Source organism: Bacteroidota bacterium (genome assembly GCA_016722375.1).
Classification (GTDB): domain Bacteria; phylum Bacteroidota; class Bacteroidia; order Chitinophagales; family LD1; genus Bog-950.
In genome coordinates this window covers 197,419-210,507 of the sequence record JADKJG010000003.1, presented here as the reverse complement: position 1 = coordinate 210,507, position 13,089 = coordinate 197,419, and the positions used below count along the sequence as shown (strand labels likewise).

General features: G+C 44.0%; 11 protein-coding genes and 1 pseudogene. 4 read left to right on the top strand and 8 right to left on the bottom strand.

What is annotated here, in order from left to right; genetic code table 11:
• Positions 1–53: 53 nt before the first annotated feature.
• The 8 genes and pseudogenes from IPP77_04660 to mutY form a co-directional block, all read right to left on the bottom strand.
• Positions 54–2,320: pseudogene (locus IPP77_04660) on the bottom strand (aconitate hydratase).
• Between the two features lie 68 nt (positions 2,321–2,388).
• Positions 2,389–3,411, bottom strand: coding sequence for a phenylalanine--tRNA ligase subunit alpha (gene pheS, locus IPP77_04655; protein MBL0308978.1), 1,023 nt, complete (start codon positions 3,409–3,411; stop codon positions 2,389–2,391).
• A 19-nt stretch (positions 3,412–3,430) separates the two neighbouring features.
• Positions 3,431–4,912 (bottom strand): IMP dehydrogenase, encoded by a 1,482-nt coding sequence (gene guaB / locus IPP77_04650; protein MBL0308977.1) that lies wholly within the window; start codon positions 4,910–4,912, stop codon positions 3,431–3,433.
• A gap of 50 nt (positions 4,913–4,962) precedes the next feature.
• The gene (gene gldD, locus IPP77_04645) at positions 4,963–5,565 is read right to left on the bottom strand and encodes a gliding motility lipoprotein GldD (protein MBL0308976.1); all 603 of its coding nucleotides are present in this window, start codon (positions 5,563–5,565) and stop codon (positions 4,963–4,965) included.
• Between the two features lie 35 nt (positions 5,566–5,600).
• Entirely contained in the window at positions 5,601–6,089 is a 489-nt protein-coding gene (locus IPP77_04640) for a CBS domain-containing protein (GenBank protein ID MBL0308975.1), read from the bottom strand.
• A gap of 101 nt (positions 6,090–6,190) precedes the next feature.
• Entirely contained in the window at positions 6,191–6,931 is a 741-nt protein-coding gene (locus tag IPP77_04635; protein MBL0308974.1) for a DUF21 domain-containing protein, read from the bottom strand.
• A gap of 108 nt (positions 6,932–7,039) precedes the next feature.
• On the bottom strand, positions 7,040–7,480 hold the full coding sequence (gene ssb, locus IPP77_04630) for a single-stranded DNA-binding protein (GenBank protein ID MBL0308973.1): 441 nt from the start codon (positions 7,478–7,480) through the stop codon (positions 7,040–7,042).
• A gap of 36 nt (positions 7,481–7,516) precedes the next feature.
• A complete protein-coding gene (mutY, locus tag IPP77_04625) occupies positions 7,517–8,569 on the bottom strand; it encodes an A/G-specific adenine glycosylase (protein ID MBL0308972.1) in 1,053 nt (350 codons plus the stop codon).
• An 81-nt stretch (positions 8,570–8,650) separates the two neighbouring features.
• Here mutY and IPP77_04620 point away from each other — a divergent pair, with 81 nt between their 5' ends.
• From IPP77_04620 to IPP77_04605, 4 genes are all read left to right on the top strand, one after another.
• Positions 8,651–8,950: an integration host factor subunit beta gene (locus tag IPP77_04620; protein MBL0308971.1), complete on the top strand. Its 300-nt coding sequence runs from the start codon at positions 8,651–8,653 to the stop codon at positions 8,948–8,950.
• A gap of 64 nt (positions 8,951–9,014) precedes the next feature.
• Entirely contained in the window at positions 9,015–9,836 is an 822-nt protein-coding gene (locus IPP77_04615) for a tetratricopeptide repeat protein (GenBank protein ID MBL0308970.1), read from the top strand.
• A 240-nt stretch (positions 9,837–10,076) separates the two neighbouring features.
• Positions 10,077–11,627: an Rne/Rng family ribonuclease gene (locus IPP77_04610; protein MBL0308969.1), complete on the top strand. Its 1,551-nt coding sequence runs from the start codon at positions 10,077–10,079 to the stop codon at positions 11,625–11,627.
• 519 nt (positions 11,628–12,146) lie between these two features.
• Positions 12,147–12,881: a hypothetical protein gene (locus tag IPP77_04605; protein ID MBL0308968.1), complete on the top strand. Its 735-nt coding sequence runs from the start codon at positions 12,147–12,149 to the stop codon at positions 12,879–12,881.
• The last annotated feature ends 208 nt before the right edge of the window (positions 12,882–13,089 follow it).

Here is a 13,089-nt window from a genome sequence, read left to right as displayed (position 1 = left end):
AAAAGTGCAGGGAGATTTCCCCGCGTTTCGCATCATTTTTTGTGATTGTCTATTTATCCCGCCACTTGCTTGCGGATGATATTCAAAGCGCCACCGGCTTTGAACCACTCTATCTGTGGCGCATTGTAGGTTTGCGCTACTTCAAACGTTTCTTTGTTTCCGTCTTTATGCGTTAGCTGAATAGAAAGATTTTTTCCGGGAGTGAAAGAAGTGAGTCCGAGAATATCCAACTCATCATCTTCCTGAATCTTGTTGTAATCATCCTTGTTCACAAAGGTGAGCGCCAACATTCCTTGCTTCTTCAAATTTGTTTCGTGTATCCGCGCAAATGATTTAACCAGAATAGCACGAACGCCTAAGAACCGTGGCTCCATCGCCGCGTGTTCGCGCGATGACCCTTCACCATAATTTTCATCCCCCACTACAATCGAACCAATACCTGCCGCTTTATAAGCACGCTGAACTGCAGGCACTTCTCCGTATTGTCCGGTCAGTTGATTCTTAACCGTATTAGCTTTCCCATTAAAGAAATTCTCTGCTCCAATCAGCATGTTGTTGGAGATGTTATCCAGATGCCCGCGATATTTCAACCAAGGGCCTGCCATCGAAATATGATCGGTAGTACATTTCCCTTTGGCTTTAATCAGTAGTTTCAATCCTTTCAAATCTGTTCCTTCCCAAGCTGTGAATGGAGCCAACAGTTGCAGACGGTCCGAAGCAATAGCTACTTTCACTTCCACATTGCTTCCGTCTTTTGCCGGAGCAATAAATCCTGCATCTTCTACTGCAAAGCCGTTCTTCGGCAATTCATCACCCGTTGGCGGGTCTAATTTTACCTGCTCCCCTTTTTCATTCGTCAACGTATCGGTCAGCGGATTAAACGCCAAAGAACCTGCCAAAGCAAAAGCCGTAACGATTTCGGGAGAAGCAACAAAAGCGTGTGTACTTTGATTGCCGTCATTTCGCTTCGCAAAATTTCGGTTATAAGAAGTCAGAATCGAATTCTTTCTGTTCGGGTCGTCCAGATGACGCACCCATTGACCAATACACGGCCCACAGGCATTGGCCAACACCATTCCGCCGATAGCCTCAAACGTATCCAACAAGCCATCGCGCTCAATCGTGAAACGAATTTGTTCCGAACCGGGCGTAACTGTAAACTCCGATTTTGCTTTTACATTTTTTGCCAAAGCCTGTTTTGCTACAGAGGCCGCGCGCGCCATATCTTCATAAGATGAGTTCGTGCAAGAACCAATCAAAGCAACTTCCAACTTTCCGGCCATCCGTTTTCTTTCACCGCGTCTTTAAATTTAGAAAGCGGCCATGCCAAATCAGGCGTATAAGGTCCGTTGATGTGAGGCTCTAATTCACTCAGGTTGATTTCAATCACCTGATCAAAATACTTTTCGGGATTTGCATACACCTCCGGGTCACCGGTCAAGTGTTCACGGATATCATTAGCCAAATCAGCTATCTCGGCTCTATCCGTTGCGCGCAGATAGCGAGCCATACTTTCATCATATCCAAAGGTCGAAGTCGTAGCACCTATTTCAGCACCCATATTGCAAATCGTACCCTTACCGGTACAACTCAGCGACAAAGCTCCTTCACCAAAATATTCAACAATGGCACCGGTTCCGCCTTTCACGGTCAAAATTCCCGCCACTTTATTAATCACATCCTTCGATGCCGTCCAGCCATTCAGCTTTCCTGTCAACTTCACACCAATCAGTTTCGGTTGTTTCAACTCCCAAGCCAAACCCGCCATCACGTCGCAAGCATCTGCGCCACCCACACCAATGGCAATCATTCCCAAACCACCGGCATTCACCGTATGAGAATCTGTTCCAATCATCAGCCCTCCGGGGAAAGCATAATTTTCAATAATCACCTGGTGAATAATTCCCGCACCCGGCTTCCAAAAACCAATGCCATACTTATTCGATACCGAAGCCAAAAAATCATACACCTCTTTATTTCCCGAAATCGCCTGCTGCAAATCCGTCTTCGCACCGTTCTTCGCCGTGATCAAGTGATCGCAATGCACCGTAGAAGGCACCGCCACCTGCGGACGACCTGCTTGCATAAACTGCAACAAAGCCATCTGCGCCGTCGCATCCTGCATCGCCACCCGGTCTGGAGCAAAATCCACATAAGCCTTTCCGCGCCCAAAGTCTTCCAACTTCTGCTCGCCATGCAAATGCGCATAAAGAATTTTCTCCGTCAGGGTCATCGGGCGGTTCAATACCTTCCGAGCCGCTGCAATTTTTGAAGGTAATGCAGCATACACCTTCTTTATCATCTCAATATCAAATGCCATATTGTTATTTTTTGTTTGAGTCGCGAAGATACACGTTTCAGGTGTTTTTTAGATAGAAAATGGCGCGCCTACACCGCCGACACAAACTGCTTCAGAAAACGAACATCATTCTCTAAGAAATGTCGCAGGTCATTGATCTGATATTTCAGCATCGTGATGCGCTCAATACCCATCCCGAAGGCAAAACCAGAATATTTATTAGGGTCAATCTTGCAATTCTCCATCACCGAAGGGTCCACCATGCCGCAACCACCAATCTCCACCCAGCCCGAATGTTTGCAAACAGGACAACCCGAACCGCCACAAACAAAACACGAAATATCTACCTCTGCACTCGGTTCCGTAAACGGAAAAAAAGAGGGGCGAAAACGTATCTCCACATTCCTTCCAAACATCTCCTGAGCAAAATAGAACATCGTTTGTTTCAGGTCAGCGAAAGAAACGTCTTGGTCAATATACAATCCCTCCACCTGATGGAAAGTGCAATGCGCCCTTGCAGAAATTGTTTCGTTGCGATAAACCCTACCTGGGAATATATAGCGCATCGGAGGCTTTTCGTTTTCCATCTTTCTGATTTGAACAGAAGAGGTATGCGTCCGCAACATCCAGTTCTTATCTTCCGTCAAAAAAAAAGTATCCTGCATATCTCGCGCCGGATGATCGGGAGGCGTGTTCAGCGCGGTGAAGTTGTGCCAGTCATCTTCAATCTCCGGCCCTTCCGCCACCACAAAGCCGATGCGCGAAAAAATATCAATCATCTTGTTTTTGATAATACTCAAGGGATGGCGCGTACCAAGAGGAATATCATAACCGGGAGCAGTCAGGTCGGGAATCTCCGCTGACAAAGATTTTTCACTTCCGGTTGATAATTTCAGTTCTTCAAATTTGCTTTCAGCAGTCGCCTTCAGCGTATTCATCAACTGTCCATACTCTTTCTTGCGTTCCCCCGGCAGTTGAGCCATCGCCCCGAACAAATCTTTCAATACACTTTTCGTTCCGAGATATTTAATACGAAACTGCTCCAACTCTTCCGCATTACCGGGAGTGGCGCTTTTTATTTTCTTTAATACAGCATTGGCTTTATCAAAAATTTCTTGCACGATAAATGGATTATTTTCTTGAATAATTTGGACTCTCTTTTGTAATCATCACATCGTGTGGATGGCTTTCTTGCATACCTGCATTTGTGATGCGTACAAATTTTGCCAGTTGTAAGGCCTTGATATTCTTCGCACCACAATAACCCATACCGGCACGCAAACCTCCGATGTACTGATACATCACTTCTTGCACACTCCCTTTAAAAGGAACCCGCCCCACAATTCCTTCGGGCACTAACTTTTTAATATCGTCCTCCACATCTTGAAAGTAGCGGTCTTTGCTTCCTTCTTGCATCGCCTCTACCGACCCCATGCCGCGATAAGATTTAAACTTCCTTCCTTCATAAATAATCGTTTCACCCGGGCTTTCGTCCGTACCCGCAAAGATACCACCGGCCATAACCGTATCTGCACCGGCAGCAATCGCTTTAACAATATCGCCTGTATAACGAATGCCTCCATCAGCAATGATGGGTACACCACTTTTCTTCGCCGCTTTCGCCGCATTGTGAATAGCAGAAAGTTGAGGCACCCCTACACCGGCTACAATGCGCGTAGTGCAGATTGAGCCCGGGCCTACGCCCACTTTCACGCCATCTACTCCTGCATCAATCAATGCTTTGGCAGCTTCTTCAGTAGCAATATTTCCACCAACAATATCAATGTGTTTAAAGGTCTGCTTTGCTTTTTTCACCGCAAGTAGAACACCTCGCGAATGTCCATGAGCCGTATCAATGCAAACTACATCTACACTAACCGCCGCAAGGGCTTCTATTCTTAGCAACATATCATCTGTTACACCGACGGCAGCACCACACAGCAATCTTCCAAACTTATCTTTCGATGAATTTGGATGGTTCTTGACCTTTAAAATATCCTTGTAAGTAATCAGTCCAACCAATTTTCCTCCTTTATCTACTACCGGTAATTTCTCAATTTTATATCGCTCCAAAATTTTCTCTGCTTGTTTCAGATCCGTTCCTTTGGGTGCGGTAATGAGATGCTCTACGGTCATGATGTCTGTTACTTTCCGTTTCATGTTTTTCTCAAAACGAAGATCCCGGTTAGTCAGAATACCAATCAGTTTCCCATTATTATTTATAATAGGAATGCCACCGATTTTATTTTCACTCATAATCCGAAAAGCCTGTGCCACCGTGCCTTCTTCACTCATCGTGATGGGATCCATAATCATTCCTGAATCGGCGCGTTTTACCTTGCGCACCATTTCAGCCTGCTTTTCAATACTCATGTTTTTATGAAGAATACCAATACCACCTTCGCGCGCAATGGCTATCGCCAAAGCTGATTCCGTTACGGTATCCATAGCGGCAGAAGCCAAGGGTACGTTTACTTCAATATTTCTGGTTAAACGAGAGCGGGTATCCACATCTCGTGGAAGAATTTCGCTATATGCCGGAACGAGCAATACATCGTCGAAGGTGATTCCTTCATTAGAAAATTTTTCGGGAAAAGAGTTTTTGCTTGCCATGTGCAAACCTAATGAATTTGGAGAAACTCAAAGCGTTAAGCCTTCGTAATTCATTTCCACCGGAAGGTTTTCAGCATCATTCTCATATCCTCCTTCACAAAATCCAACACCGGTGCCATGCTGTCGCTATTGGGCGTGTTGTAAAAATAAAGAGCACCCCGAATGAAATGCTTGGAACTGTCTGTCAGATAGAATTGAACATTGCTGGCTGCGTCTCCGCCCACATCGTATAATATACCCCGGACGTTATAAGGGTTTTCCACTCTGATTTCATCAATATAATTTGCCTTTCTGGTGTGTTTGTAGGCTAGTTTATGCGCATCTTCAATCAACTTCCCTAGCGGTATCGTGTCCATTATTTCTTTATAGGTGAGATTAATGGTTCCATTGAAACTCGGAAAAACAACATTAAACCAACATTGGTCGTTTGATAGTTTCTCACCGAAGAAAATAGAATCGCGCGTTACTTGTGCATATACGGGCTTTTCAAACTGAAACGGACAACCTACAGGATCGAAAAGCTCATATTTCCTTTCTGGAAAAATTACGCGGGGATAAGCTTTTGGTTTTGGCGCATAATCTTCCTGACATGAACTAAGGCTAAGAAGAGTGAAGAAGGTAATAGCGATATAAAAAGAGAAAGATGAGCGCATAAAGACTAGTAGTTTTTTTTATGGCAATAAACACGCTATGATTCATTGGTCACTTTCACTTTTTCGACTCGATTATTTATAACTGATATAATATTGAACTTGTAACCGGCATATCTGATGTCGTCTCCAATTTTAGGGATTTTACCCGCAATTTCTAACACTAACCCAGCCAGAGTTTCAGCGTCATTTTTCACCTCTGCAAATGGATCTGTATCCATCTCCATGAACCGGGCTATATCCACTAATTGCGTTTTCCCATCGAACAAAAAGTTTTTGTCATCCAGTTTTTTGAATCCATTGTCACTTGTAACATCGAATTCGTCGGAAATATCCCCTACAACTTCTTCGACGATATCTTCGAGCGTAATGATACCCGAAGTGCCGCCGAACTCATCCACTACTACTGCCAGATGTTTGCGGTTACCTTGCATTTCACGAAGTAAATCATCAATTTTTTTGGTTTCCGGAACGAAGAACGGCTCCCTAATTAAACTCTGCCACCCAAAATGATCGTCTTGGTTCAAGTGTTAAACAATGTCTTTGATATTCAACACACCGACAATATGGTCTGGAGTACCCTTGTAAACCGGATAACGAGAATATCCGCTATCCAATATAGAACGTATCAAGTCCCTAAATTCATTTCATTATCCAATGAAATCATTTCGGTGCGTGGACGCATCACCTGTTTAACCATGATATTTCCAAAATGAACAATCCCTTTCAACAAGTTGGCATCATGCTTCGATTCCTTTTTTTCTACCGTAATTTCTATAGCCTTATTGATTTCTTCAATGGCTATATCAGAGCGCAGTTTCTTCAATCTTTTTTCCCAGAATTTAGCAGCACCGATTAGAAAGAAGTTCAGCGGCTTTAAAAAATTCACCAGCAACAACATAGTGCTGCTCATCAATCGCGAGACTTTTTGCTTGTTGTGAGTGGCATATATTTTGGGAGTGGCCTCACCAAATAACATTAGGAAGAAAGTGACAATAACCACATTCCAAAGGAACTCCGCAACTAATCCGGGGATCTGAATAAATCCAAGATTTACATCCTGAAAATTAAACATCTGCTTGGTGACAAAATAGGCGGTGATGATAATTCCAACATTGGCTAAATTGTTAATCACTAGAATAGTAGTCAACAAATCACGGGGACGGTCTAATAATTTTGCTACCCGGTTGTCGGAGCTATTGCTACTTTCTCTTAATGTATTGAGCTCTACATTTGTTAGAGAAAAAAAGGCGATTTCCGACGCAGACATCAGTGCGGAAACACTCATAAGCACCAGAATAATCAGATTGGCAAAAAATACGGAACTATCAGGAAAGTTGATAAAAGCTTCTAATAAAACTAAGTCCATGAAAGATAACCGTTCGGTATTTTAGGTATTAAAAAAGGACTAACAAAACAATTCAGGAAAGCTGGTAAATGAATTATTCTGGTAGTCCTCATTTTGGTATTATGATAATCAAAATGGCAGATCGTCTTCAACGGCACTTGAGGCAGATGAAGTGTTGGAGGCAACTGGTGTATCTTCTGACGAAGGTGCTGAACTGCTTTGAGAATAACCTCCGCTATCCTTCTTGCTGTCCAACATTTTGAAGCTTTCGACCACCACTTCCGTGATATACCTTTTGTTTCCGTCCTTGTCGTCATAAGAGCGGGTTTTGATTTTTCCTTCGATGTGAATTAGCCCCCCTTTCTTTAGATATTTCTCAGCGATTTCAGCCTGCCATTTAAAGGGCATTTTAATGTTATGCCAGTCGGTTTGCTCCACCTTATTTCCTTGCTTGTCTTTATAGCTGTCGTCTGTAGCTAGCGTAAACTCTGCAATCGCACTATCATTTTGAAAATGCTTAATCACAGGATCCTTCCCAAGCCTTCCGATTAAAAATACTTTGTTGATCATGGTTTGATGTTTTTTAGGTAAATAATAGTGTCTAAGTTAAATGTTTTTCGCCAAATACAAATCTATAGTCTTTGGAAATGCAAATCTATGCAAATCTACAATTCTCACCTTTTGGGCTTCTTGAGCTGCAAAGGACCTGAAGTTCTTCACCTCAATTTCAACAAATTGAAAATGAATATTGCGGTGCGACAACCTCTGTGTTATACTTTCCGAAATAGATGCGATGGTATAATTATTAGCCCTCATCCACTTGAGCACTTCTTTTTGAATATTTGCTCTTAACGGCTTGGGCGATTCAATGAGAGGCAGTTCATACAATCCTTTCCAAATATCGTTCCCTACTCTTTTTTGAATAAATATTTCTTTAGAAGAACGAATCAACAAGTAGTTGAAATAACGATCTTTAATCTCGATCTTTTTACCTTTTTTAGGCAAAGAAGCAATCTTGTTTTTCAGAAGGGCCACACAGGTCTTTTTGAAAGGACAATCTGTACACTTCGGCTTCTGAGGAGTACAAACTACAGCACCGAAGTCCATAATTGCCTGATTATATTCTCCCGGATATCGTTCGTCAATCAATTTCTGAGCTAAAACAGCAAACTCCTTCTTGCCTTTGGTCGTATCAAAAGCAGTCTGTATTCCGAAATATCGAGCCAAAACACGGATAACATTTCCATCCACTACGGCTCTTTTCTCCCCAAAAACAAAAGACGAAATGGCCGCAGCCGTATAATCACCAATGCCTTTCAGTTTCTTTATTTCAACAAATGTATCGGGGAATTTATCGCCTAATCTTTCATGAATGTATTTGGCGCTCTCGTGCAGATTGCGCGCACGCGAATAATACCCCAGACCCTGCCATAACTTCATCACCTCATCTTCTTTTGCCAAGGCAAGGCTCTTTACATCCGGAAACGCAGCTTTGAATTTGAGGTAATAGGGCAGTCCTTGTTCCACTCTGGTTTGCTGTAGAATAATTTCAGATAGCCAAACATAATAAGGATCCCGTTCTCCTTTCCAAGGCATCTGACGCTTATTCTTCTCCCGGTTCCACTTCAATAATGTCTGCCCAAATTTTGTTTTATCCACCCCTTTCAAAACCCGCGCTTCTTTTTCTGAGAATTATTTTCACTTTTATCCGGCAATTTTAAAAAATAAAACCTCCACAATATGAGAAAGGATGACATTATTAAAAGGGTATCTGACATTACTGGTATTCCAAGAACAGATGTATTACTCACGATTGAATGCCTTTTCCAAGAGGTCAGAAACACTTTAGCAGAAGGGGATAGCGTTTATTTTCGCGGGTTTGGAAGTTTTGTCATTAAAAGACGCAATGAAAGAACCGCTCAAAACATTAGGGCGAAGACAAAAGTCAGAGTCCCGGCCCACTACATACCCAATTTTCTTCCAGCCAAGATCCTTATGGAGCAGGTAAGAGAACTTCCGGTTAAGGAAGAAAAAAAATAATTCTTTGAAGGCAGGAAATTAGAAATAGGTTTGCATCCTTTTTGCAAACCTATTTTCGTTTCTGATGAACAAAAATCAAATTATCGCTGTTTCCTTCTGTGCCTTGCTCTGTATCGGCCTTTATTTATTCACGGATATTAAGAAGCCAAAGGAGGAGATAGCACCCGTTGCGCATGAACATGAAGCAGCACCGGTGGACATGCTCAACATAGAGGCATATCTCACCCAAGTACATAAAGAAATCACCGACTCAGCCATCAGACAAAGAGCCTCAAAGCTATTCCTTGCCGACTCTTTTGTTGCGCTATCCGAGCTATATTATAAGATAGATAAACCCATTGCCGTAGCCTATACGCTGATAAAACAATCAGAAACCGAAAAGACAGCAACCGCCTACCTTCGCGCGGGCGATTACTGCTCCATGCTAATTGAAACAGCCCCCGACGAAAAAGTCCACAATTATCTAAACGCCCAAATCGTTCAATCCTATGAACAGGCCGCCGCATTAGATACCGCTAACGAAAAAATCAAACTCCGCTTGGCAGGAGCCTACCTCGAAAACAGCCCTGAACCCATGAAAGGAGTCTCTATGCTCATGGCAATAATAGACCGCGACTCCTCCGATATAGATGCCCTCGTCATGCTCGGGCGCTTTGGACTTGTTTCCGGCCAATTTGACAAAGCCATTGCCCGCTTAGAAAAAGTTTTATATTTGCGCCCTCAAAATTCCGAGGCCCTGCTTTTGATGGCAGAAGCCTATAATTCCAAGGGAGACAAAAACAAGGCGATAGAATATCTGGAGCGTTGTAAGAAAACGGTCACTAACCCGGAATTGAAAAAGGAAATTGAGAACCATATTCAAAGCATTAAAAAGCCTAACGGCTAAATTTATATCACGAAAAAACAAGAGCCATGCCTTGCGGAAAAAAAAGAAAGCGTCATAAAATCGCTACTCACAAGCGGAAGAAAAGACTAAGAAAAAACCGTCACAAAAAGAAGTAATCTTTTAAGACAGGCGACCGGATAATTTATTCCGGTCGCCTTCTTTATCCTTCCTCCTTTCCTCTTACGGAATACTGTAATAGATTTTTAACACCCTCTACTTAGAGGGTTAAAATTATTTGCATTGAACAAAGAACTCATTATCAATACGACTTCGGCAGGCATAGACATAGCCCTACTCGAAGACCGACACCTGACGGAACTCCATCAGGAACGGAACACCAACAAATTTACCGTAGGCGATATTTTTCTCGGCAAAATCAAAAAAGTGATGCCCGGCCTCAACGCCGCCTTCATTGATGTAGGCCACGAAAAAGATGCCTTCCTGCACTACACCGACCTCAGCCCCGACATTCGTTCCCTCATAAAATTTACCGGACAATGTGTCGGAGGCAGCCTTTCCGCCCAAGAAATGCTCAACGGTTTTGAAATTCAGCCTGAGATTATCAAAACAGGAAACGTCAAAGAAGTACTGCAAAACAAAAACAACCTCCTCGTTCAAATACTAAAAGAACCCATCTCCACCAAAGGCCCCCGCCTCACCTGCGAACTTTCCCTGCCCGGTCGTTTTCTGGTCTTGGTTCCCTTCAACCAATCCGTAGGCGTTTCAAAAAAGATAGACTCTGCCGAAGAAAGAAAGAGACTGAAAGTACTGGTCGAAAGCCTTCGCCCCAAAAACTTCGGAGTCATTGTCCGCACCGTTGCCGCCGGAAAAAACGCCGCCGTCCTTCATGAAGACCTGCAAATGCTCATCGGAAAATGGCAAGAGATGATGAACAATCTTCGCGCAGCCACACCCGTCAAAAAAGTATTCAGCGAACTAAGCAAAACCACCGGCATCCTTCGCGACCTCCTCTCTCCCGAATTCAACCGAATCATCCTCAACGATGTAGATCTTGCCAAAGAAGTAGAAACATACATCGAGCGCGTAGCTCCCGAAAAAAAGGAAATCGTCCAACGATACGCCGGCAAAGCCCCCATCTTCGACCAATACGGCATCACCCGCCAAATCAAAGCCTCCTTCGGAAAGACCGTGACCATGCCCAATGGCGCTTACCTGATTATAGAAAAAACCGAAGCCCTCCACGTCATTGACGTCAACAGCGGCCACCGCACCACCATGGACGGCACTCAGGAAACCAACGCGCTGAACGTCAACCTCGAAACCGCCGAAGAAATAGCCCGCCAACTTCGCCTCCGCGACCTGGGCGGCATCATCGTCATTGACTTCATTGACATGAAAAACCCCGAGCACAAACGCATCCTGCTCGAAAAGATGAACGAAGTCATGGCCCGCGACCGCGCCACCCACACCATCCTCCCCCTTTCCAAATTCAACATCATGCAAATCACGCGCGAGCGTGTGCGCCCCGAAATCAACATCTCCACCACCGAAAAATGCCCCACCTGCGGCGGCACCGGCGAAATCAACGCCTCGCTGCTGCTCATTGACGAACTCGAAAACGACCTCAGCCACCTCCTCAACACCCACGCCAAACTCAAACTCTACTGCCACCCCATCATCGGCGCCTACCTCAAAAAAGGATTCCCCTCCCTGCGCATCAAATGGTACTTCAAATACAAACGCTGGATTTCTATCCACCCCAACGAAGACTTCGGCATCACCGAATACAAATTCTTCGACGCGCAGGATGAAGAAATCAAGATGGATTAGCCGCGATAACGGTTAGCAGATAGCGGCTAACAGATTCCCGCCAACTGCTAAAATAATTTGGGCGGCAGCCGGGCTTTCGGCTATATCTTTTTCGACTCACTTATTTTTTATTGGATAAAAAAGGATGCCGCCTCTATCCCTGCCGCAGTGCAGCGCTCATTCGCAAGCAAGCGCCTCCTCGAAAAATCAGCCGACCTTCGCAAAATCTACTTGGTCTTTTAATCCAAGAAAAAGGATACCACCGCTTCAAGAAACGGTATTAAATAGCCAATAAACCAGCTTATAAATAACAATGTCCTCTTTCTGCACAATACTGTGATAAAATGAAACAACACAGTTTATTTTATAAACAACATCGTATTAAAACATAACAACGCTGTTTAAATTGTAAACAATACTGTGTAAAATAACAACAGTATTGTTTACAAACAGGACAATATGGTTTAAAACGTCGAGTCCTCCAAAATTTGTTCGTTTTATTAGATTTATCATACATTTACCTTCATAAATCACCTCTTTATGACCAAAAGACGGATCTCACATAACATCACCACCTTCAATTCACAAATCTATTCAATCAACAGTCGCTTGCAATCGGTCAGCGTTGCATGGGGCAATCAAGCGCGGTATATTTACCTGAAAATAAACGCCGCGCAGGTGGCGCAAATACAAAGCAAGGCGAACGAATGGAGCACCACTTTGTACCCTAAATACACAGACCCTTTAACCAAACAATTGATGGACGGTGCAGATGGCCCCATCAAAAGTTTCATGAAAGAATTCAGAAAGCTGGTCAGTCCGGCGCTCGATTTTATTGCCGCCTCCGACCTGGCCGACCATGTGGATGAAAAATCATTTAACCTCACGCTGATGCGCCACCGCCATAAACGGACGCGCCGCACCATAGGCATTCAGGCCGATTGTATGCTGGCGGTCACCCATCATGGAACCGGTTCGTTTCGTTGCCATGTGCGCAAACCCGATAGCGAAGGCCGCGCCCGCATTCCGCTGGAAGATGGCGCCCGTGAGGTGGAGGTCGCCTATTACATTGTTCCGAAAAATGAAGAGGCAAAAAAATTAGCTAATCCCGATAGACTGCGCACCCGCGAAAAATTTACCCGTGCCTTATTCAACTTTCACATTGGCGGAGAATATTCGGGATATTGGGTGCAGATTTTTGCGCGATGGTTCAACATCCGCTATCCGCATTTCGCCGGTGCCTGGAGCGAGGGCCTTATTTTGGTGATTCCATAGGGGCAGTTTTTCTCCGGTTGGCGTTTCGCCAACCTAAACAGATTGTCTGCGCCACGGCTTTTATGTTGTTTATTATTTTTTGAAAAAGCCTTGCAAAGACATTTTTGATTTGGAGGGCTACCCTGCGGCAGGGATAGAGGCGGCATCCTTTTTCATCCTTTAAAATATAAACGAGTTGAAAAAGATATAGCCGAAAGCCCGGCTGCCG